The 22313-nt window shown below is 72.6% G+C and carries 19 protein-coding genes; 6 read left to right on the plus strand and 13 right to left on the minus strand.

Annotated features, from left to right (window positions below; translation table 11 throughout):
* Nucleotides 1-12: 12 nt before the first annotated feature.
* The 6 genes from AC59HU_RS14895 to AC59HU_RS14920 form a co-directional block, all read right to left on the minus strand.
* Nucleotides 13-723 carry a response regulator transcription factor gene (locus AC59HU_RS14895; protein ID WP_497224202.1) on the minus strand — a complete coding sequence of 237 codons (711 nt, stop codon included), beginning with the start codon at nt 721-723 and terminating at the stop codon, nt 13-15.
* On the minus strand, nt 720-2141 hold the full coding sequence (locus AC59HU_RS14900; protein WP_497224203.1) for a sensor histidine kinase: 1422 nt from the start codon (nt 2139-2141) through the stop codon (nt 720-722). The genes AC59HU_RS14895 and AC59HU_RS14900 overlap by 4 nt, the downstream gene beginning before the upstream one ends.
* Complete coding sequence (locus tag AC59HU_RS14905; protein ID WP_497224204.1) at nt 2084-2956, minus strand: ABC transporter permease; 873 nt, start codon at nt 2954-2956, stop codon at nt 2084-2086. The genes AC59HU_RS14900 and AC59HU_RS14905 overlap by 58 nt, the downstream gene beginning before the upstream one ends.
* Nucleotides 2953-3954 (minus strand): ABC transporter ATP-binding protein, encoded by a 1002-nt coding sequence (locus tag AC59HU_RS14910; protein WP_497224205.1) that lies wholly within the window; start codon nt 3952-3954, stop codon nt 2953-2955. Before AC59HU_RS14910 ends, AC59HU_RS14905 begins: the two co-directional genes overlap by 4 nt.
* A gap of 151 nt (nt 3955-4105) precedes the next feature.
* Nucleotides 4106-6211: an acyl-CoA dehydrogenase family protein gene (locus AC59HU_RS14915; protein ID WP_497224301.1), complete on the minus strand. Its 2106-nt coding sequence runs from the start codon at nt 6209-6211 to the stop codon at nt 4106-4108.
* 271 nt (nt 6212-6482) lie between these two features.
* Entirely contained in the window at nt 6483-7757 is a 1275-nt protein-coding gene (locus AC59HU_RS14920; RefSeq protein WP_497224206.1) for an MFS transporter, read from the minus strand.
* Nucleotides 7758-7814: 57 nt separating this feature from the next.
* On the opposite strand from AC59HU_RS14920, the gene AC59HU_RS14925 reads away from it, so the two are divergent.
* Nucleotides 7815-8339, plus strand: coding sequence for a winged helix-turn-helix transcriptional regulator (locus tag AC59HU_RS14925; RefSeq protein WP_497224207.1), 525 nt, complete (start codon nt 7815-7817; stop codon nt 8337-8339).
* 87 nt (nt 8340-8426) lie between these two features.
* Nucleotides 8427-9503, plus strand: a complete 1077-nt coding sequence (locus AC59HU_RS14930) for an alkene reductase (RefSeq protein ID WP_497224208.1) — start codon at nt 8427-8429, stop codon at nt 9501-9503.
* 31 nt (nt 9504-9534) lie between these two features.
* On the opposite strand, the gene AC59HU_RS14935 is transcribed toward AC59HU_RS14930, so the two are convergent.
* Nucleotides 9535-10245 (minus strand): lysophospholipid acyltransferase family protein, encoded by a 711-nt coding sequence (locus AC59HU_RS14935; protein WP_497224209.1) that lies wholly within the window; start codon nt 10243-10245, stop codon nt 9535-9537.
* A gap of 116 nt (nt 10246-10361) precedes the next feature.
* Between AC59HU_RS14935 and AC59HU_RS14940 the strand changes: the two genes are divergently transcribed.
* Together AC59HU_RS14940 and AC59HU_RS14945 are read left to right on the plus strand one after the other, a co-directional pair.
* Nucleotides 10362-11078, plus strand: a complete 717-nt coding sequence (locus tag AC59HU_RS14940) for a thioredoxin-like domain-containing protein (RefSeq protein WP_497224210.1) — start codon at nt 10362-10364, stop codon at nt 11076-11078.
* Between the two features lie 149 nt (nt 11079-11227).
* The gene (locus AC59HU_RS14945; RefSeq protein WP_497224211.1) at nt 11228-11956 is read left to right on the plus strand and encodes a DUF305 domain-containing protein; all 729 of its coding nucleotides are present in this window, start codon (nt 11228-11230) and stop codon (nt 11954-11956) included.
* A gap of 178 nt (nt 11957-12134) precedes the next feature.
* On the opposite strand, the gene recQ is transcribed toward AC59HU_RS14945, so the two are convergent.
* The 3 genes from recQ to AC59HU_RS14960 form a co-directional block, all read right to left on the minus strand.
* The gene (recQ, locus tag AC59HU_RS14950) at nt 12135-14333 is read right to left on the minus strand and encodes a DNA helicase RecQ (RefSeq protein WP_497224212.1); all 2199 of its coding nucleotides are present in this window, start codon (nt 14331-14333) and stop codon (nt 12135-12137) included.
* Between the two features lie 311 nt (nt 14334-14644).
* The gene (locus AC59HU_RS14955) at nt 14645-16783 is read right to left on the minus strand and encodes a thiamine pyrophosphate-binding protein (protein WP_497224213.1); all 2139 of its coding nucleotides are present in this window, start codon (nt 16781-16783) and stop codon (nt 14645-14647) included.
* Nucleotides 16780-17130: a PLDc N-terminal domain-containing protein gene (locus AC59HU_RS14960; protein WP_497224214.1), complete on the minus strand. Its 351-nt coding sequence runs from the start codon at nt 17128-17130 to the stop codon at nt 16780-16782. Before AC59HU_RS14960 ends, AC59HU_RS14955 begins: the two co-directional genes overlap by 4 nt.
* A gap of 91 nt (nt 17131-17221) precedes the next feature.
* Between AC59HU_RS14960 and AC59HU_RS14965 the strand changes: the two genes are divergently transcribed.
* Nucleotides 17222-17686 carry a DUF4229 domain-containing protein gene (locus AC59HU_RS14965; RefSeq protein WP_497224215.1) on the plus strand — a complete coding sequence of 155 codons (465 nt, stop codon included), beginning with the start codon at nt 17222-17224 and terminating at the stop codon, nt 17684-17686.
* A gap of 28 nt (nt 17687-17714) precedes the next feature.
* Here AC59HU_RS14965 and AC59HU_RS14970 read toward each other — a convergent pair whose 3' ends face one another.
* The 3 genes from AC59HU_RS14970 to AC59HU_RS14980 form a co-directional block, all read right to left on the minus strand.
* Nucleotides 17715-18671: a 1,4-dihydroxy-2-naphthoate polyprenyltransferase gene (locus tag AC59HU_RS14970; protein ID WP_497224216.1), complete on the minus strand. Its 957-nt coding sequence runs from the start codon at nt 18669-18671 to the stop codon at nt 17715-17717.
* Between the two features lie 254 nt (nt 18672-18925).
* On the minus strand, nt 18926-20176 hold the full coding sequence (locus AC59HU_RS14975; RefSeq protein WP_497224217.1) for an AMP-binding protein: 1251 nt from the start codon (nt 20174-20176) through the stop codon (nt 18926-18928).
* Between the two features lie 124 nt (nt 20177-20300).
* Nucleotides 20301-21218, minus strand: coding sequence for a 1,4-dihydroxy-2-naphthoyl-CoA synthase (locus AC59HU_RS14980; protein WP_497224218.1), 918 nt, complete (start codon nt 21216-21218; stop codon nt 20301-20303).
* An 83-nt stretch (nt 21219-21301) separates the two neighbouring features.
* On the opposite strand from AC59HU_RS14980, the gene AC59HU_RS14985 reads away from it, so the two are divergent.
* On the plus strand, nt 21302-22312 hold the full coding sequence (locus tag AC59HU_RS14985) for an o-succinylbenzoate synthase (protein ID WP_497224219.1): 1011 nt from the start codon (nt 21302-21304) through the stop codon (nt 22310-22312).
* Nucleotide 22313: the final 1 nt, after the last annotated feature.

Raw genomic sequence — 22313 nt, forward strand, 5'->3', positions numbered from 1 at the left:
GTCGCCGGCCGCTCAGACCAGCCCGGCCGAGTACGCGAAGATGACCGCCTGCACCCGGTCGCGCAGCTCGAGCTTCATCAGCACCCGGCCGACGTGCGTCTTGACGGTCGACTCGGAGAGGTGGAACCGGGCGGCGATCTCCGAGTTCGTCAGCCCCTCCGCCATCGCCACGAGCACCTCGCGTTCGCGCTCGGTCAGGGTGCCGAGCACGGAGGGTGTCTGCGGCGCGGTCGTCGCCGGCGCGGAGGCGGAGGCGGAGGCCGGGGCCTTGCCCGCGGATGCGCCCAGCTGCGGCCCGAACAGCTCCAGCAGCTTGCGGGTCACCCGCGGCGACACCGCGGCATCGCCGGAGGCCACCGCGCGGATGGCGGCGGCCAGCTCGGCGGGCCGGGCGTCCTTCAGCAGGAAGCCGCTCGCTCCCGCCTCGAGCCCGGCGAAGGCGTACTCGTCCAGGTCGAAGGTGGTGAGGATGAGGATGCGGCTGCGCGGGTTGGCCGACACGATCGCCCGGGTCGCCTCGATCCCGTCCATCCCGGGCATCCGCACATCCATCAGCACCACGTCGGGGTTCAGCCGGGCGACCTCCTCGACGGCGGCACGGCCGTCGCCGGCCTCACCGACCACCTCGAAGTCGGGCTGCGCGTCGAGCACCATCCGCATGCCGAGCCGGATCAGCTGCTGATCGTCGACCAGCAGCAGCCGGATCGTGGTCTCGTCGCTCATCGTGGTCCTTCCATCCTGGCGTGCACCCGCCATCCTCTCGCGCCGGCCGGACCCGCCGAGACCCAGCCGCCGTGCACGCCGACGCGCTCGCGCATCCCGATCAGGCCCCGTCCGGAGCCGACGCTGTCGGCGCCGCGGGCGGGGTCGAGGCCGTCGTCGACGACGTCGATCGTGATGCCGCCGGGGTCGCCCTCGGGGTCGAAGCGCACGACCACGTCGACCACGGTCGCCTGCACCGCGTAGCGGAGGGCGTTGGTCAGGGCCTCCTGGACGACGCGGTAGACCGTCAGCTGGAGCACCGGGTCGACCGGCGGGGTGCCGCTCGTGGTGTAGCGCACCGGGAGCCCGGCGGCCCGGGTCGCGGCGATCAGGTCGCCGAGGTCGTCGAGCCCCGGCTGGGGGGCGAGCGGGGCCAGGGCGGCCGAGCCTCCGGCGGCGGCCCCTCCGGTGCTGACTCCGGCGGCGGGTTCGGCGGCCTCGGCCAGCACGCCCAGTGCACGGCGCATGTCGGCGAGCGCCCGGCGGGCCGTGGCGCCGGTCTGGGCTACGGCCTCCCGGGCCGCCTCCGGCGACCGGTCCAGGCTCGCCTCGGCACCGTCGCTCAGCGCGACGATCACGGTGAGGCTGTGCGCGACGATGTCGTGCATCTCGCGCGCGATCCGGGCACGCTCCCCCGCGGCGGCGAGCCGGGCCTGCTGGTCGCGCTCGCGCGCGAGCTGCTCCGCGCGGTCCAGCAGCGCCTGGATGTACCGCCGCCGGTTGCCGAAGGTGATGCCGACCAGGGTGGCGATCACCATGAACAGCGCGAAGAGGACCGCGGTGCCGACGATCCCCGCCAGGTCGGTGGGATCGAGGATGGTCATCGAGACGACCGCGGCCGCCACGGCGATCGCCGTCCAGAACCAGGCCGAGCGCGCCGATCGGTAGACCGCGAGCGCGTAGAGCGCGAACATCATCGGCACGGCGTCGAGCTGCTGGGGCGCACTCGGCATCGCGAACAGCGAGGCCGCGCAGATCGCCGCCGTCAGCACCGGGACGCGACGACGGAAGAGCAGACCGACCGTCACCGCGCCGGTGACGTAGAACAGCAGCAGGGCGTAGACGGGCGAGCCACGGAGGGGGTCGCCGTCGTAGGGTCCGAAGCCGAGGAACGACCCGGCCAGGGCGATCAGCGAGACCGTGCCCATCGGCACGGCGTAGCCGGCGGCGATGAAGCCGTCCAGCAGCCACGGGTGCCGGTTGAAGTAGGCCCGGATGAATCCCGGCGGCTTGGGCAGCCGGAGATCCTCGACGCCGGACGGCGGTGCCGCCGGCGCCGAGGCCGTTCCGGGTGGCCCGAGCGGGCCGGCTGTCGAGACCGTCAGGCGTCCCTCCGTTTGAGCAGCACGGCGGCGCTCGTTGCGAACACCGCGATCCACCCGAGCATAACCAGCACCGCCTGCCACGGCTCGAAGACGCCGCCGCCCAGGAACAGCGTCTGCCCGGCGCTGCTCGGCAGCCACTGGCCGAGCACGGTGGCCCAGTCGGCGTTGATGAAGCCGAGCACGATCGGCACCACGAGCACCAGCCCGGCCGCCGCCGCGATGCCGCCGGCCGTGTGGCGCAGGATCGCGCCCAGGAAGTAGGCGATCAGGCCGACCAGCACGAGGTAGCCGGCCGCTCCGACCAGGCGACCCCAGACATCCGGGTCGCCGAGGTCGCTGGTGACGCCCCGGCTCTGGAGCATGCCCCAGGTGACGGCGTAGGTCGCGAAGACCGCCACCAGGCCGACGACGAAGGTCGACACGGCGAAGACCAGGGCCTTGGCCCAGAGCACGGGGAGCCGCTTGGGCACCGCGGTGAAGGTCGACCGGATCTGCCCGGTGCCGTACTCCCCGCTGATCACCAGCACGCCCAGCACCGAGACGACGAGCTGCCCGAGCATGACCCCGAGCGAGGCGGTGAGCACCGCGGTCTGGGCGGCGGCGGCTCCGGTGACGGTGACGTCCACGCCGCCGCCCGGACCGCCCGAGCCGCCGGGGCCGCCCGGGCCGCCGAGGCCGACGGTGAGGGCGAACAGCGCGCCCATGCCGATCTGCAGCAGCACGATGATCAGGTAGGCCCAGACCGTCGAGCGCAGGGTGGTCAGCTTGATCCACTCGGACTTGAGCACGCCGGAGAACCGCAGCCGCGAGGGCGGCAGGGGCTGGTGCGAGGCGCGGGCGTGGGTCGGGGTCTCGGTCGCGGCGCTCATCGGGCCACCTCCTGGGTGTTCTGGGTGGTCGGGGACGTCGCGGCGGATGCCGGCGCGGTCGATGCAGGGCCGGCGGATGCGGGGCCGGCGCCGGGCGGCAGCTCGGTGCGGTACTCGACCTCGTCGCGGGTGAGGTTCATGTAGGCGTCCTCCAGGGATCCGCTCACAGTGCTGAGCTCGTGCAGCGCGATCCCGAGCGAGAGCGCGGTGTCGCCGATCACCTCGGAGGTGAGCCCGCGCACCTCGATCACGCCGTCGCCGAGCTCGGTGACGTCGACGTCGGGCTGCGAGAGCCGGCGGGCGACCTCCTCGATCCGCGGGCTCCGCACGCGCACGAAGGTCTGGGTCGAGTTGACGATGTCCGACATCGGCGCGTCGGCGATCACCCGGCCCTTGCCGAGCACGATCAGGTGGTCGGCCGTCAGGGCCATCTCGCTCATCAGGTGGCTGGAGAGCAGCACGGTGCGGCCCTGCGCGGCGAACTGGCGCACGAAGCCGCGCACCCAGAGCACGCCCTCCGGGTCGAGGCCGTTGACCGGCTCGTCCAGGATGAGGGTGGCCGGGTCGCCGAGCAGGGCGGTCGCGATGCCGAGACGCTGGCCCATGCCGAGCGAGAAGCCGCCGACCCGCTTGCCCGCGACCGAGCGCAGACCGGTGAGGTCGATGACCTCGTCGACGCGATGGTTCGGGATGCCGTGGGTCGCCGCGATCGCGCGCAGATGGTTGCGAGCGCTCCGGCCGGTGTGCACGGCCTTCGCCTCGAGCAGCGCACCGGCCTCGTGCAGCGGCGAACGGTGCTCGGCGTAGGGCCGGCCGTTCACCCGCACCTGGCCGCTGGTCGGGCGGTCCAGCCCCATGATCATCCTCATGGTGGTCGACTTGCCGGCCCCGTTCGGGCCGAGGAACCCGGTGACATGACCGGGCCTCACGGTGAAGCTGACGGATTCGACCGCCGTCTTCGCTCCGTAGCGTTTGGTCAACGACGTGGCCTCGATCATCGGTTCTCCTCGCGTGGGCTGGTGCGCGTTCTGCGCACTCCTCACGCTACGGAGGCGGCCGGTCCGGGCCATCCGACCGGGGTGCCGTCTCCGGGCCGATGCGGCGACGGTGGGTGGTACCGGGGTACCACCCACCGCTCCGCCGTGCGGGCTAGCGCTGCTTCTTCGAGCCGTCCTGCTTCTTCGCCGGCTGGGTCTTCGCATCCTGCTTCTTCGCCGGCTGCTTCTTCTCCGGCTCGGGCAGGGTGCCGGCGGCACGGGCCGCGCGGTAGTAGTCGCGGGCCTCGGTCTGTCGGGCCTTCTCGGCGCCGGAGGCGATGGCCGCGCGGGTGTGCTCGGGCCCGTAGCCGAAGGCCTCGACCAGGTCCTGGGCGTGCGGGCGGATCCGCGCCGAGAGCCGCTCGGTGTAGAGGCCCACGGCCTGCGCCCGCTTGGGCGAGAGGCGACCGTTCATCAGGTACCAGGCGAGGTGCTTCTCGACCAGACCGAGGCCGAACAGGTCGCGCAGCCAGGTCAGCACCACGCGGGTGCCGTCGTCCATCCCGCTGGTGAGCCCCTGCTCGCCGTCGACCGCCTCGGTGAAGGCCTCCCACTGCAGCAGTTCGGCGTGCGCGCGGGCCGCCTCGATGATCTCGGACTGGTGCAGGTTGAACAGGTCGGCCGCATCCTTCTTCGACAGCTTCGACGCCGGCCGGAGCTTCGCAGCGACCTCGGCCACCATGGTCTCGACGCGGTCGGTGAGCAGCTGGCGCTGGGCCGAGGCGTCGCGGAGCTGGCCGACCGAGCGGGCGGTCGAGCCGAAGTCGGCCACCGTCTGCGCGAGGGAGCGGAGCCCCGAGCCGTTCATCGTGCGGTCGGCGGCCTGACCTGCGACGTAGCGCGCGAGCACCCCGAAGTCGGCCTTCGCGAGCTTGCGGCCGTAGTCCGAGAGCAGGCGCTTCGCCACGAGCTGGAGCAGCACGTGGTTGTCGCCCTCGAAGGTGGCGTAGACGTCGAGGTCGGCGCGCAGGCCCACCAGCCGGTTCTCGGCCAGGAACCCCGCCCCGCCGCAGGCCTCGCGGGCCTCCTGCAGGGTGTCGAGGGCGTGCCAGGTGCTGAGCGGCTTGAGGGCGGCGGCGAGGGTCTCGAGATCCTGCCGGTCGTCGTCGGTGTCGTGGGCGCCGGAGAAGACCCCGTCGAACGTGGTCAGCAGCTGCTCGTGCGCGAAGCTCGCCGCGTAGGTGGTGGCGAGCTTGGGCATCAGCCGCTTCTGGTGCAGCTGGTAGTCCAGCAGCACCTCCTCGTCGGTGTCGCTGCCGGCCGTGAACTGCCGGCGCTGGTTGCCGTAGGTGACCGCGATGGTCAGCGCGATCTTCGCGGCGGCGACCGAGGCGCCGTCCAGCGACACGCGGCCCTGCACCAGCGTGCCGAGCATCGTGAAGAACCGGCGGCCGGGGCTCTGGATGGGGCTGGAGTAGGTGCCGTCCTCCGCCACGTCGCCGTAGCGGTTCAGCAGGTTCAGTCGCGGGACGCGCACCGCGTCGAAATGCAGCCGGCCGTTGTCGATGCCGTTGAGGCCGCCCTTCAGCCCGTCGTCCTCGCCGCCGATCCCGGGGAGGAACTGGCCCGTGGCCGGGTCGCGGAGCGGCACGTAGAAGGCGTGCACGCCGTGGTTCACGCCCTGGGTGACCAGCTGCGCGAAGACGACGGCGGCGGTTCCGTGCACCGCCGCGTTGCCGAGGTAGTCCTTCCAGGCGCCGCGGAAGGGGGTGTGGAGGACGAACTCGCCGGTCTCGGCGTCGTAGGTCGCCGTGGTGCCTATCGCCGCGACATCCGACCCGTGGCCGGTCTCGGTCATCGCGAAGGCGCCGGGCACCTCGAGGCTCATGATCGCCGGCAGGAAGGTCTCGTGGTGGTAGCGGGTGCCCAGGTGCAGCACGGCGGCGCCGAACAGCCCCCACTGCACGCCCGACTTGATCTGCAGGCTGGGGTCGGCCGTGACGAGCTCCTCGAAGCCGGCGATGTTGCCGCCGTGGTCGTCGTCGCCGCCGAGCTCCTTCGGGAAGGCGCGGTGCACCTGTCCGTTCTCGACCAGCAGCTTGAGCTGACCGAAGACGCGCTCGCGGTGCTCGTCGAGCGTCTGGCCCTCGATCCGCTGCATCGCGGGCGTGGCGGTGAGGTCGCGAGCGGCGAGCCGCACCTCGGCCCAGGTGCCGAGCAGGTAGCGGCCGAGCCACTCGACGTCGGTGCGGGCGACGACCACGCCGTTGCCGGTCATCCGGTTCGGACCGTTCGAACCGCTCGGCTCCCGCGCGGGCAGCTGGGCCGAGGCGTCGAGGTCCTTCTCGATCGCCCGGGCCTCGGAGGCCTCGTCGTCGCGCGCGTTCGTGGTGTCGATGGTGTCGGTCATCTGGTCGTCCTCGTCCTCGTCCTCATCGTCCTCGTGGTCGTTCCACGATAAGAACGGTCCCGGCGGGGCGGAAACGGGCCGTGACCGGCCTACAACTCTCGGCCGACGCGCTCTGGCGTCGGCTGTGGACATCCCACAGTCAGCTGCCCGAAACAACTGCCGAGGGCGACAAAGCGGGGTCGGTGGAGGCCGGGCCTCCGCTCGCGTCGGAGCGGCGGTGGATGCGGCGACGGATGCGGCGGTCGACCGCCGCCAGCACGATCGCCCCCACGGCCAGCACCCCCACCACCGGCGCGGCGATGTCGACGGCGGGCCCGAGCCCGAGCGCGGTCGCCAGGGCTCCGGCGCCCACGGCCGTGGCGGCCTGCAGCAGGTAGGAGACGAGATAGACCAGCGAGAGGGATGCGCCGCGGTGCTCGCGCGGGGCGGCCGCGTTGATGACGCCGAGGCCGCCGCTGAAGGCGAAGGAGTAGCCCACCCCTCCCACGACGCACCAGGCCAGGAACAGCCCGATCGACCCGGTCGACGCGGCGGCGGCCATGAGGGCGAGCCCACCGAGCGAGACGATGCCGCCGATCATGATCGACAGGTGGGCCGGCACCGCGCGGAGGAACACCGCGGTCACGCCGATCACGATCGACGAGACCCCGAGCAGGGCGCCGATCACGAACAGGTCGCTGGTGCCGGTGAGGGTGCGGGCCATCTGGGAGCCCAGGCCGAGGAAGATCGCGCCCACGCTGTAGGCCGTCGAGACCGACACCGCGGCGGCGGCGAAGGCCATCCGGATGCCGCCGGGCAGGTGGAGCGGGCGCGGCCGCCAGTCGGGCCGGCCGAGCCCGACGGTATCGGCCGGGGTGAGGAAGACGGCAACGAAGGCGACCGCCGAGAGCACGAAGAGCACCCCGAAGGAGAGCACCAGCGGCAGCGGCGCGTACTGCGCCAGCACGCCGGAGACCAGCAGCGCCGCCGTGAGCCCGGTCGCGGTGGAGGCGGTGGTGAGCGTGCTCGCCACCCGCGGGTTCGAGGAGGTGTTGTTCTCGACCAGAGCGGCGCTGGCGGCCCCGAGGGCGAACCCCGTGCCGATGCCCTGGAGCGCGCGGCCGGCGTAGAGCCAGCCGACGTTCGGGGCGGCGGCGAACAGCAGGGCGGCGAGGCCGATCAGCGCGACCCCGAGCAGCATCGCCCGGCGGCGGCCGATGCTGTCGGAGAGCCAGCCGAAGGCGAGCAGCACGATCAGAAGGGCCACCGGGTAGGTCGCGAAGACCGAGGTCGTGACCACGGAGGGCAGGTTCCAGTCGGCCGCGTAGACCGGGTAGAGCACGCTGGGGGCGCCGCTCGCCCACAGACACAGGGCGAGCACGGCCGAGGCCGACCAGAACGTGCCGCGGCGGGCGAAGCGCCAGGAGGAGGTCATGGGACGACTCTAGAGGTCTGGCTTGGCTTTTCCAACCCAGACGGTAGGATCGGAGTCATGACCACGGGATCCGCGACGGCGCGACAGCCGCACTGCCAGGTCGTGCGCACCCTCGACGTGATCGGCGAGAAGTGGTCGCTGCTGATCATCCGGGACGCGTTCCGGGGCAGCTCCCGGTACTCGGAGTTCCGATCGTCGCTCGGGGTGCCGAGCGACATCCTCTCGGCACGGCTGGCGAAGCTGGTGGATGCGGGCGTGCTCGAGAAGCGCGGCTACCGCGAGGCCGGCTCCCGCGAGCGCTTCAGCTACCACCTCACCGAGAGCGGCCGGGGCCTGTCGGTCGTGCTCGCCGCGATGGTGCAGTGGGGCGACGAGTTCGCGCCCTACGACGGCGGGGCGGCGTGGCTGGTGCAGGATGCGGAGGGCCGCGACCTGTCGCTGCGGTTCGTCGACGCGGCAGGCGACGAGACGGATGCGGGCGAGGTGCGCTTCCGGCGCGGGCCGGGGGCCGTGGCGGCGGCGGGTGCGGGGGCCACAGCGGAGGCGGCGTCTGATGGGGCGGCGCCTGTGGGAATCGGCTGAGACCCGGAATCAATCACGCGCATCCGGAGTTCGCCCCTGAGGTCGCGGAACCGTCGCGGCCTCACCACCCGAACGACAGGAACCCCCGTGAAGCTGTTCTCCCCTCTGGCCGCCGGCGATCTCGAACTGACGAACCGTCTCGTGATGGCGCCGATGACACGACTGCGCGCCGATGAGGGCGGGGTGCCCAACGCCCTGATCGCCGAGCACTACGCGCAGCGCGCGAGCATGGGCCTGATCGTGAGCGAGGGCGTGTTCCCGAGCGCGGAGTCGCGCGCCTACCCGGGCCAGCCCGGCATCACGAACGACGAGCAGGCCGCCGGCTGGCGCCTGGTCGCCGATGCCGTGCACGCCGCCTCGGGCCGGATCGTCATGCAGCTGATGAACGGCGGCCGCGTGACCACCACCGGCATCACGGGCACCGACCGCATCGTCGCGCCGAGCGCGATCGCGATCGACGGCGAGACCCGGCTGGCCGACGGCTCGAAGGCGGCCTACGGGCTGCCGCACGCGCTGACCACCGAGGAGCTCTCCACCGTGAAAGGCGAGTTCGTCGCCGCCGCACGCCGCGCGGTCGACGCCGGCTTCGACGGGGTCGAGCTGCACTCGGCCAACGGCTACCTGCTGCACGAGTTCCTCTCCCCCGCCTCGAACGTGCGCACGGATGCCTACGGCGGCTCGCCCGCGGCCCGTGCCGCCTTCGTGATCGAGGTGACGGAGGCCGTGGCGGCCGAGGTCGGCGCGGGGCGCGTGGGTATCCGCATCTCGCCGAGCCACAACATCCAGGACGCGCTGGAGACCGACGCGGACGACGTGCTCGCCACCTACGGCACCCTCGTCGACGCGATCGCGCCGCTCGGGCTGGCGTACCTCAGCATCCTGCACGCCGAGCCCGCGGGACAGCTGGTGCAGCAGCTGCGCTCGCGCTTCGGCGGCACCGTGATCGTCAACAGCGGCTTCGGCGAGGTCACCACCGCCGACGAGGCGCACGCGATCGTGAACGACGACGTCGCGGATGCGGTGGCGGTCGGCCGCCCCGCGATCGCGAACCCGGATCTGGTCGAGCGGTGGCAGGGCGGGCACGACCTGAACGAGGTCGACCAGCCGACGGTCTACGCCTCGGGCGCCGAGGGCTACACCGACTACCCGCGCCTGAGCGCGTAGTCGCGCGGGCGGTCGGCGCGCATCTGGCGCGTCAGACGGGGTCGTTGCGGTGCAGGACCCGGCGCATCCGCTCGACCACGTTCGCGGCCGGGGGCTCGTTGTAGGCGTTCGCGAGCTCCTGGCCCGACATGGTGCCGATCGCCGTCATCACCTCGTCGGTGAGGCGGCGCCTCGACCGGGCCGAGTCGGCGTCGCCGAACACGGTGGAGTCGATCGGCTCGCCGAATTGCACCGTGACCGGGACCATGCGGGGCACGCGGGCGTCGCCGGGCAGCAGGTCCTCCGTGCCGGTGAGCGCGACCGGGACGATCGGGCAGCCGGTCGTGAGGCCGAGCCAGGCGACCCCGGTGCGTCCCTTGTAGAGGCGGCCGTCGCGGGATCGGGTGCCCTCGGGGTAGATCGCGAACGCGCCGCCGCTCTCGAGCACCTCGCGGCCGCTCTCGAGCGAGTCCTGGGCGGCGGTCGCGCTCTCGCGGTCGACCGGGATGGCGCCGATCGCCTCGAAGAAGGCCTTCGAGGCGCGCCCCTTCGCGCCGGAGCCGGTGAAGTACTCGGCCTTGGCGAGGAAGCGCACGTCACGAGGGGCGATGACGGTGATCACCACGCTGTCCATGAAGCTCAGGTGGTTGCTCGCGAAGAGCACGGGACCTCTGCGCGGGATCAGCTCGCGGCCGATCACGGACGGGCGGTAGACGACCTTGGCGAGAGGCCGGGCCAGCGTCTTCGCCACTGCTTTGAGCATCCACCGATCTTCACATGAGTCATATGCGTCTGCGGCTATGCGGGCGCGGCTCGTTGCGCGCACATGGATCTTCCAGGCATCCTGGCAATAGTTGTAGCGTCAACCCTCCTATCGAAATGAGAAGCGTGTCTCCGCGTTCCGATTCCTCGCCCTCCTCGCCCGTCCCGCCGAAGGCGAAGGATCAGGCCAAGAAGCTCTCCGTCAAGCAGGAGCGCGACGCGCGCCGTGCCGAGAAGGTGGCCCAGATGGTCGCCCAGCAGAAGAAGCAGACGCGCAACCGACGCATCGCCTGGATCGGCGGAGGAGCCGCCGCGGTGCTCGCCGTGGGCCTCATCATCACCTTCGTCGTGTCGAGCGCGGCACCCAAGGTCGACCCCGCCTCGATCTCGATCGGTGACCTCAAGACCTACCCGAACCTCACCGCGAACCACGTCTCGGGCACCGTCGACTACGCGATGACGCCGCCGGCCGGCGGCGACCACGCCGGTGTCTGGATGAACTGCGGCGTCTACTCCGAGCCCGTCCCCAACGAGAACGCGGTGCACGACCTCGAGCACGGCGCGGTCTGGGTGACCTACGACCCTTCGATCGTCGACGAGGCCGGCGTGAAGACGCTGCGGTCGAAGCTGCCGAGCACGTACATCGTGCTCTCGCCGTACCCGGGCCTCCCGGCTCCGGTCGTGGCATCGGCCTGGGGCAACCAGGTCTACCTCGACGGGGTCGACGACACCCGCCTCGACGACTTCGTGACCAAGTTCTGGCGGTCGAACGATGCTCCGGAGCCCGGCGCCGCCTGCACGGGCGGGGTCGACGGGCCCGGGAAGGTCTCCTGAGCCCCGTGCGCTCTGAGGGAGCGGATGGTCTTGGCGGGTCGGCTGGCTCGACTGGCGGGTTGGCCGGCGGTTCGGGCGGCTCGGCCGGCTCGGGTGCCGGCTCTGCTGGCTCTGTTGGTCGGTCGGCTGGCACGGCCGACACTGCTGTGGTGACGGACGGCTCGGCCGCCGCCGCCGCCCGCCCGCGCAACCGCGGCCGGGTGGTGCTCGCGGCGATCGTCGCGGCGGTGCTGCTCGGCGTCGGCGCCTTCGCGGCGGGCTGGCTCGCCGCCCCGCGTGTGGCGACCCCCTCCGACACAAGTGTCGAGGCGGGGTTCGCCCGCGACATGCAGACCCACCACGACCAGGCCGTGCAGATGGCGATGATCATCCGCACGCAGACCGACGACCCCGAGATCCGTCAGCTGGCCTACGACATCGCGACCTCCCAGGCCCAGCAGTCGGGCCAGATGTTCGCGTGGCTGAACCTCTGGGGCCTCCCGCAGGCGTCGTCACAGCCCGAGATGACGTGGATGCTGCAGCCCACCCTCGACGGATCCGGCGGCTCCCACGGCCACGACATGGGCCAGGCGGCTCCGGCGACGAACGGCGCCTCGCCCGCGGACGGCACGCCCGCCGACATGGTCCCCGGCCAGCCGATGCCCGGAATGGCGACGGATGCGGATCTCACCCGCCTCTCCGAGCTGACCGGCGTCGACGCCGAGCGGCTCTTCCTGCAGCTGATGATCGCCCACCACCGGGGCGGGGTCGAGATGGCCCAGGCGGCGATCGCGCGCACCACCAACCCCCTGGTGCTGGCCCTGTCGAACTCGATCGTGTTCGCCCAGCAGGGCGAGATCACCTACATGCAGTCGCTCCTGGACGCCCTCCCCGCCTAGCCCGCGACCCAAGGCCTGACGGCCCGGGCGCGGCGAAACCGCCGGTGGTTAGAAGACGGCCTGACGGCCTGGGCGCGGCGAAACCGCCGGTGGTCAGAAGACGGCCTGAGCGCGGCGAAGCCGGCGGTGGTCAGAAGACGGCCTGACGGCCCGGGCGCGGCGATGCCGGCGGCGGCGGTCAGAAGCGCTCGGGGGGTGCGTCCGCGTCGTCGTAGAAGGGGAGGTCGTCGAAGGGCGGGTACTCCTCGTAGGGCGGCGCCTCGTCGTCCGGCGGCGCGTCCACGGGGAATGACGGGGCCTCCTCCGAGAAGCCCCGGGTCGAGCGGCCCCCTCGTCCACGGCCCGCCGAGGTCCCGTTCCGACCGGCAGTCCGACCGGAGCCCGACCTGCCGGCGCCGGAGGCACCCGAGCCGGACGCCGCACCAGAACCGGTCGCCGCACCGAAGCCAGATCCTGCACCCGCTCCAGCACCGGAACCCGAGCCGGCACCCGCACCCGCCGAGGAACCCTCGGCCGGCACGTACTCGCCGGCCGCGATCGTGGCGATCAGGCCCTCTCCGTACGACTCGCGCTTGCGGTCTCCGATGCCGGGGATCCCCGCGAGGCCCTCGACGCTCGTGGGCCTCAGGGAGGCCACGGCCGCGAGCGTCGCGTCGTGGAACACCACGTACGCCGGCACCCCGGCCTCGCGCGCCGTCGCCGCGCGCCAGGCCCGCAACGCCTCGAAGAGCTCGCCGTCGGCCTCGGACAGCTCGGCCTTCGCTGCCGACCGACCCCCGCGCCCGCCGGACGAACCAGAGCCCGAACCCGAACCCGAACGCGCCGGCCGCTCCGGCTCGCGCCGCAGCGACACCTGGCGCGCGCCCGAGAGCACCGCACCGCTCTCCGGGGTGATGACGAGCGTGCCGTAGCCGTCGTCGTTCACGGCGAGCAGACCCTGCGCGAGCAGCTGGCGCACGACCCCGCGCCACTGCTGCTCGCTGAGGTCGCCCCCGATCCCCCACGTCGTGAGGGTGTCGTGCCCCCACTGCGCCACGCGGTCGGTGCGCTTCGCGCGCAGGATGTCGACGAGATGACCCGCGCCGAAGCGCTGGTTGCGCTCCCGATCGAGTCGCACGACGGTGCTCAGCAGCTTCTGGGCGGCGACCGTCCCGTCCCACGACTCGGGCGGGGTGAGGCAGGTGTCGCAGTTGCCGCAGGGCTCGCTCTTCTGCCCGAAGTAGGCGAGCAGGTTGACCCGGCGGCAGTGCACCGTCTCGCACAGGGCGAGCATCGCATCCAGGTGCGCCGAGAGACGGCGACGGTGCGCGAGGTCGCCCGGCGACTCGTCGATCATGCGTCGCTGCTGCACGACGTCGTTGAGCCCGTACGCCATCCACGCGGTCGACGGCAGGCCGTCGCGGCCCGCGCGACCGGTCTCCTGGTAGTAGCCCTCGACCGATTTCGGCAGGTCGATGTGGGCGACGAAGCGCACGTCGGGCTTGTCGATCCCCATGCCGAACGCGATGGTCGCGACGATGACGACCCCCTCGTCGCGGAGGAAGCGGGCCTGCGTGCGGGCGCGGACCCGCGCATCCAGCCCCGCGTGGTACGGCATCGCGTCGACCCCGTTCGCGGCGAGGAACTCGGCGGTCTTCTCGACCGTGTTGCGCGAGAGCGCGTAGACGATGCCGGCCTCGCCGGAGTGCTCGCCCGTGATGAACGAGAGCAGCTGCTTGCGCACCTCGTTCTTGGGGTCGATGCGGTACTGGATGTTCGGCCGGTCGAAGCTCGCCACGAAGTGCCGGGCCTTGCCCATCGACAGGCGCTGGGTGATCTCTTTGTGGGTCGCCTCGGTCGCCGTGGCCGTCAGCGCGATGCGCGGCACGGTCGGCCAGCGCTCGGCCAGCTCGGCCAGCGCCAGGTAGTCGGGCCGGAAGTCGTGCCCCCACTGCGACACGCAGTGCGCCTCGTCGATCGCGAACAGGGCGATCTCGCCGTTCTCGAGGAACCGCTTGGTCGCCTCGGACGACAGGCGCTCGGGCGCGACGTAGAGCAGATCGAGATCGCCGGCGAGGTAGGCCGACTCGACCTCGGCGCGCTCCGCCGCATCCTGCGTCGAGTTGAGGAAGGCCGCTTTGACGCCGACCGCCTTCATCGCCTCGACCTGATCGTGCATCAGCGCGATCAGCGGCGACACCACGACGCCGGTGCCGGGCCGCACGAGCGAGGGCACCTGGTAGCAGAGCGACTTGCCGGCACCGGTGGGCATCAGCACCACCGCGTCGCCGCCCTCGATCACATGGTCGATGACCTCGGCCTGGTCACCGCGGAACGAGTCGTACCCGAAGACCCGGCTCAGGGTGTCGAGGGCAACGGATGCGGATGTCTGGGTCACGAGTCGAGCCTAGTTCGCCCGGCCGACACCCCGGCCGCGGCACCGGAAGCTGTGAGGGGATCGACGGCCGCCCGTGCCTGTGCAGAACCCGATGCACCGCCGACGGGCCCGGCAGGCGCGCTGGGCCGACCCGGGAGGGCCGGGCGTGCGCACCGGGCGGGCACGGGAGGGGCAGGTGGGCGCACCGAGGCGGCTCGGGAAGGCCCGGCAGGCCCACCGGGCCGGCTCAAGAAGGCCCGGCGGACTCACCGGGCGGGCAGGCGACGGCCCGGGTGGGCGCACCGGTGGACGCGTGGGCGCGCCTGGCGGCCTCACCGGTCCAGCGGCACCTCGAGGATGCTCGTGCCCGCGGGCGGCGAGGCGAGCGCCGAGTCGAGGTCGCCCCGCGTCGTCACCGTGCGGTGCTGCCAGCCGTAGGCGGCGGCGAGCGCGGCGAGGTCGACCTGCTGTGGGGTGAACATGACGCGGTCGAACGAGGAGGACTCCGCGGTGGAGGCGACCTCGAGGCCGTCGAAGATCGTTCCGCCGCCGTCGTTGCCCACGATCAGCTGCACCCGCGGTCGCGTCTCGCCGGGCGGCAGCAGCAGCCCGCCGGCATCGTGCAGCAGGGTGAGGTCGCCGAGCAGCACGCGGGTCGTGCCGGTGCGTCCACGGTCGGCGGCCTGCTCCGACCGGCCGGCCGCACCCCTCCGAACAGCCGAGCCCGACTCAGCACCAGGGCCAGCACCAGCACCAGCACCAGCGGCACCACCCCACTTCGGGCCGAACTGGCTTGCGATCGCGATGCCGAGGGCGGTGGCGACCGTGCCGTCGATCCCCGCGAGCCCGCGGTTCGCGTGCACGCGGATGCGTTTCCCGGGCGCCACCGCATCCAATTCGCGGATGAGGCGGGAGGCCCCCAGCACGAGCCGGTCGTGCGGCCAGCTGGCCTGCCACACCGCGCGCGCGAGCGAGCGGCGGGTGATCGGGGCACGCAGCGCGGCGAGTTCGGCCCGCGCGAAGTCGCGGGAGCCCACCAGGTCGCCCGGCCCACCCGCCGAGACCAGCGGGGGCGCGACCTCGTCGGCCGCCTCCTCGGTGGCGAGCAGCTCGCGTCCGGCGAAGATCCACTGGCCGGTCCAGGCGCGGGCGGCCCGGTCGGAGCGGTCGTCGGCATCGGCGGTCACCTGATCGACGACCGTGACTCCCGGTCGAGGCACGACGGGCTCGCCGGCCCCGCGCACGACGACGACCTCGACCCCCTCGCGCGCCAGCAGGGCCGGCACCTGGCGACTGAGGGTCGGATGCCCGAACACGACCGCGCGCTCGACCCGGCCGCCGAACTCGTCGTCGTCGAGCAGCGTGCGGTAAGCACCGACCAGCGTCGGGCCGAAGCGCGACCCGCTCGACACCTCTGCGATCAGCGGCCACCCCGCCTCGAGCGAGAGCCCGTTGGCGGCCTCACCCGCGTCGGCCCCCGCGATCACGATCGTGCGAGGCCCGCGCGGCAGATGCAGCGACGTGGATGCGGTCGGCCGTCCCGCGCCGCCATCCGAGACCGTACCCTCCCGCGCCGCCGAGCCGCGACCCGCGTCCGCGCTGCGAATCGCAGCGACTCCGCCATTCGATGCCACGCCGTCCCGGGCGGCAGAAGCTTCACCCGCGCCCACGCCGCGAATAGCAGCTGCTGCGCGATCCGCGGCCACGCCGTCCCGCGCGCCATCGACCCGACTCTCCCGTGAGCCGTCGCCTCCGGCACCGACACCGGCACCACCGTCAACGCCCGCGTCGGCCGCGACCTCCGCCGCGAGCACCTCCAGCTCGCCCTCGCCCTCGGGGTCGTCGTCGTCGATCACCGCGCCGGAGAGCGGCTCGACGAACTGCAGATTGAGGTGCACCGGCCCCGCACCGAAGCCTGCGCCCGCAGCGAAGCCCGCACCGAAGGCAGTGCCTGCACCGAAGCCCACAGCCGGCCCCGCACCCGCGCCCGTCGCCGCGGCGAACGCCCAGCGCGCCCACTCACGCGCATCCGGGATCGCCGACGCCACCGGCGCCTCGACGTCGGCCTCGGCCCGCACGAAGCGGCCGAAGAGACCGGGCTGCCAGGTCGTCTGGTTCGAGCCGGTGCCGCGGAGGCGGGCCGGCCGGTCGGCGGTCAGCACGATCATCGGCACCCCGGAGTGCGAGGCCTCCACCACGGCCGGCAGGAGGTTTGCGGCCGCCGTGCCCGAGGTCGTCACCACGAGGGCGGGCAGCCCCGATTCACGGGCCAGGCCGAGGGCCGTGAACGCCGAGTCGCGCTCGTCGAGACGCACGTGCAGCGCGATCGAGCCGCGCTCCTCGGCCGCGGCGGCGGCCAGGGCGAGGGCCTGCGACCGGGATCCGGGCGACACCACCACATGCTGCACGCCGAGAGCGACGAACTCCCGGAGCAGCCGGGCGGAGAACGTCGCCGCCGGGCTCGGGGTCACCGCTCGGTTCTGCCGGTGTCGGGCTCGTCGTCGGTCTCGGCGAGGCGCTTCTCGAGCTCACGGATCCGCTCGTCTTCGAGGGGATCGTGAACCGGGCGGATCGTGCCGAGGAAGTCGGGATCGTCGTCGGGCCCCATCGCCCGCCGCGGCGGCGAGGTGACCGGCCGGCCACGACCGAGGATCAGCCAGAGGATGCCGCCGATGGGCGTGAACAGCAGGATGATGAACACCCAGGCGATCCGCGGGAGAGCCTTCACCCGGGCCTTCGGGAGCATCAGACAGTCGACGAGCGCGTACACGGTGAACGCCACGACGATGATGACGAGGGCAAGGAGTACGCGAGCCATGCAGTAACTGTACCCCCGGGATCCGGGAGCCGACTGCGTGTTCGCCGGGGCCCCGGTGGGCGGTCAGGAAGCACGAATTAGACTCTGTTCCGTGAAACCTGGACGCACTTGGCTCGTGTACACGCTCATCCGCCTGGGCATCTTCGCGGTCGCGCTCACGGTGCTGCTCCTGCTGCAGATCGAGCAGTGGATCGCGGCGGTCGTCGCGGCGATCATCGCCCTCTGCGTCTCGGTGATCTTCCTCCGCCGGCCGCGGGAAGCGGCGTCGCAGACCCTCTACGAGGCGCGGGAGAACCGGGGTCGGGCGTCGAGCCCGGCGCCGACCGGTCGCACCGAGGATGAGGACATCGAGGACCAGGCGGTCGACCAGGCCGTGGAGCCCGAGGCTGCCGCGGCCACTACCGGGGCAGGCGAGCAGCTCGGCGCGCAGCCCGGCGAGGCCGGAGCGCCCACCGCCGCCGTCGACCGGCCTGTCGCGAACGACCCCGTCGAGGTCGATGCCGTCGAGCGGCCGAGCTCGGCCCCGAGCGCATCCCGCGTCTCAGGCACCGAGTAGCGCTCCCGTTACGGGCACTGCCGCTGGCTCAGAACGCGAACGCCGCCCCGAGTCCGATCGCGTAGAGCAGCCCGAACAGGCTGGTCAGCTGCAGCACGATGATGTACTCCTTCGGCCGCTTGGCCGTGAGCATGATCACGATCGCGGGCAGCGTCAGCAGCAGCGTGAAGAAGGTCAGCACGGCGAGCGGGAACAGCAGCGCGAAGAAGCCGAGCACCGCGTAGGCGACGGCGATCCAGAGCACGTAGACGACTCGTGAGGCCGTGCGCCCGATCAGCACGGCGAGGGTGCGCTTCTTGACCAGCTTGTCCTGGTCGATGTCACGGATGTTGTTGGCCATCAGCACCGCGCAGGCGATCGCCCCGGCGGCGATGCCGGAGAGCCAGCTCTCGGTGTTGACCTCACCGAGAAGGATGAACGTGGTGCCGACGGTCGCGACCAACCCGAAGAAGACGAAGACGAAGACCTCGCCGAGCGCGTAGTAGCCGTACGGATGCTTGCCGCCGGTGTAGAACCAGCCCGCCGCGATCGCCGCGGCACCCACGGCGAGCAGCCACCAGTGACCGGTGATGACGACGATGGCGAGGCCAGCGGCCGCCGCGAGCGCGAAGAAGACCAGGGCGACGACCAGCACGCGCTTGGCGGGCACCAGGCCGGAGCCGGTGAGGCGCGGCGGACCGACCCGCACGTCGTCGGTGCCGCGCACGCCGTCGGAGTAGTCGTTGGCGTAGTTGACCGCGATCTGAAGGAAGATCGCGACGAGCAGGCAGAGCACGAAGAGCCAGCGCGACACGTCGTCGAGCTCGACCTTCGCGGCGCCGGCCCCGAGGATGACGGGGGCGATCGACAGCGTCAGGGTGCGAAGACGCGCCCCGGCGATCCAGGCTCCGGCCGCCGAACGGGGGCCGGCGGGGGCGGGGGACTTCTGGCCGCGCGCGGCGGTGCGCGCGGGGTGACCCGAGGGGCGCTTCTTCGTTTTGGACATCGGCCCCGATTCTACCCAGCGCCCCCGCGAGTCCCCTCCCGATCCCGTTCCCGCCCCACCCCCTCTCGCCGAGAAGTCACTTCTACGTCAACCCGCGCCCCTTTGGACGTGAAAGTGACTTCTCGGCGAGATGGGTGAGGTGGGCGCGTCGGTTGAAGGTGGCCACGAGTGCAGCGAGAAGTCGCTTTTACGTCTACCCGCGCGGGTTTGGACGTGAAGGTGACTTCTCGGCGAAGGGGTGCGGGCGGGGAGGGCTAGAGGGGGGCGGCGGCGAGCTCGGCCAGGGCCACGCGGTCGGGCTTGCCCGAGCTCAGACGGGGGATGCGGTCGAGCACGACGATCGCGGAAGGGGCCGCCGCGCGTCCCGCCGCCTCGACCACCGCCCGCCTCACGCGCTCGAGCTCAGCGCCGGCACCCGGCGCCGCGAGCGCCGCGGACCCAGCGACCGCCGCGGGCTCCGCGAGCGCCGCACCAGCTGCCCGCTCCTGCACGACCACCGCGACCTGGCCCCAGGCCTCGCTCGGGCGACCCACGACCACGGCCTGCTCGAAGCCGGGGAGGGTCTGCACGATGCGCTCCACCCGGTCGAGCGACACCTTGACACCGCCCGAGATGATCACGTTGTCGAGTCGGCCTGACACCTCGACGATGCCGCCTGTCACGGTGCCGCCGTCGTTGGTGCGGTACCAGCGCGCCCCGTCGTCGACGACGAACCGGTCGGCCGTGAGGGCCGCGTCGTCGAGGTAGCCCTCGGCCAGCGACGGCCCGGTGAGCTCGAGCTCGCCGCCGACCACTCGAGCGCGCGTTCGACCGATCGGCCGGCCGTCGTAGACGCAGCCGCCCGCGGTCTCGCTCGATCCGTAGGTGCGAACGACACGGAACCCCAGGTCGGCCGCCCGCGCCGCCAGGATCTCAGGCAGCGCCTGACCCCCGACGAGGATCGTGTCGAAGCGGGCCACCGCCCGCCGGATCCCGTCGTCGTCCTTTGCCGCCTCCACCAGCCGCGCGAGCTGCGTGGGCACGAGCGAGGTGAACCGCAGCGGCTCCGTCAGCTCCTGCGCGAGGGAGGCGAACTGCGCGGCCGAGAAGTGCCCCCGCGGCAGGGCGAGCGGGCTGGTCGAGGCGGCGATCGACCGCACGAGCACCTGCACGCCGGCGATGTAGTGGGTCGGCAGGGCGAGCAGCCACTGCCCGGGCCCGCCGAGCACACCCTCCGAGGCCGCGGCCGACGCCAGGAGTGCGTCGCCGCTCAGCGCGACGCGCTTCGGGACCCCGGAGCTGCCCGAGGTCTCGATCACCAGCGCCACCGCCGGCGCCACTTCGTCGGGCACCCGACCGGCCTCGACCACGGCCGGGTCGCCGAGCAGCTCGTCCGATCCTCGACTTCCGTGACCGAGCGGCTCACGCGGCAGGATGGCGGGACCGTCGTGTGCGATCGCCGCCCGCAGCGCCGCCGACATCGCCTCGGGGCTCGCCCCCCGCAGCACCCGCAGCGGCCGACTCACAGAGCCACCTCCGCTACCACTGCAGCCAAAGCCGCAGCCGCACCCGCAGCGTCAAACGCCGCAGCAGGCGCAGCAGCACGCACTTCAGCACCCACGGCAGCCGCCCGGCCGCCCCGCGCGCCCATCAGTAGTGGTACGGGAACGACGACCAGTCGGGAGCCCGCTTCTCGAGGAAGGAATCGCGGCCCTCGACCGCCTCGTCGCTCGCATAGGCGAGTCGCGTCGCCTCGCCCGCGAAGACCTGCTGGCCGACCAGCCCGTCGTCGGTGGCGTTGAAGGCGAACTTGAGCATCCGGATCGCCGTCGGCGACTTGCCGAGGATCACCCGCGCCCAGCGCAGCGCCTCGGTCTCGAGCTCGGCGTGCGGCACGACCGCGTTGACGGCCCCCATCTCGTAGGCCCGCTGCGCGCTGTACTCCTCGGCGAGGAAGAAGATCTCGCGCGCGAACTTCTGCCCCACCTGCTTGGCGAAGTACGCGCTGCCGTAGCCGGCGTCGAACGAACCGACATCGGCATCCGTCTGCTTGAACCGCCCATGCTCCTCGCTCGCGATCGAGAGGTCACAGACGACGTGCAGCGAGTGCCCGCCGCCGGCCGCCCAGCCGGGCACGACCGCGATGACGACCTTCGGCATGAAGCGGATGAGCCGCTGCACCTCGAGGATGTGGAGCCGACCCGAACGGGCGAGATCGATGCCCGCCGCCGTCTCTTCGTCGGAGTACTTGTAGCCGTCACGGCCCCGGATGCGCTGGTCGCCGCCGCTGCAGAACGCCCAGCCGCCGTCGCGCGGGCTCGGGCCGTTGCCGGTCAGCAGCACGACCCCGACGCGGGGGTTCTGCCGGGCGTCGTCGAGCGCCGCGTAGAGCTCGTCGACCGTCTTGGGCCGGAAGGCGTTGCGCACCTCGGGCCGGTTGAACGCGATCCGCGCCACCCGCCCCTCGACATCGAGGTGGTAGGTGATGTCGGTGAAGTTCTCGGAACCGGGCGCGACCACCCATTCGGCGGGGTCGAAGATCTCGGAGACGGTGGTGCGATCGGTCATGCTCAAAGCCTACGCCCGGGCTCCGGGGCGGCTGCGTGGGGTCCGAGATTGTGGACAAGCGGGCCGAACCGGAGACTTGTGGAGTGATCGACGACAGCAGCCCGGCCCCGCTCCCCTCCTCCGACGACCTCCTCGAGCGGATGCACGTGGTCGCGATCCCCCTGCACACCCGGTTCCGCGGTCAGACCGTGCGCGAGCTGGCGCTGATCGAGGGGCCCGAGGGCTGGACGGAGTTCTCCCCCTTCCCCGAGTACGACGACGCCGAGGCCGCCGCCTGGCTGCGGGCTGCGATCGAGTTCGGCTGGAGCCGGGTGCCCGATCCGCTCCGCACCGAGATCCCGGTCAACGCCACCCTCCCGGCCGTCGCGGCGGAGCGGGTGGCCGAAGTGCTGGCCCACTACGACGGCTGCCGCACGGTCAAGGTCAAGGTCGCCGAACGCGGCCAGACCCTCGACGACGACGTGGCGCGGGTGCGCCGCACGCGCGAGATCCTCGGAGCGGAGGGCCGCATCCGGATCGACGCCAACGGCGGCTGGAACGTCGACGAGGCCGAGCACGCCGTGCACCGCCTGACCGGATTCGACCTCGAGTACGTGGAGCAGCCCTGTGCCAGCGTCGAGGAGCTCGCCGAGCTGCGGGAGCGCATCCACTACCTCGGCATCCCGGTCGCCGCCGACGAGAGCGTGCGGAAGGCCGAGGATCCGGTGGCCGTCGCCCGGGCCGGCGCGGCCGACCTGATCGTGATCAAGGCGCAGCCGCTCGGCGGGATCCGCCGCGCCATGGCCGTCGTCGCCGAGGCGGGCCTGCCGGCGGTGGTCTCGTCGGCGCTGGAGAGCTCGGTGGGCATCGCGATCGGGGCGCACCTCGCTGCCGCGCTGCCCGCCCTCGACTACGACTGCGGCCTCGCGACCGTCGACCTGTTCGAGGGCGACGTCGTGGCCGAAGGGCGGAGCCTGGTGCCGCGCGACGGCCGGATCCCGGTGGAGCGGCCGGTCGTCGACCCCGCGCACCTGGAGCGGTTCCGAGCGAACCCCGACCGCGAGGCCTGGTGGCGCGACCGCGTCACCCGCACCCACGCCCTCCTGCGCGCCTAGA

This window comes from Herbiconiux sp. 320_LB (genome assembly GCF_059691755.1).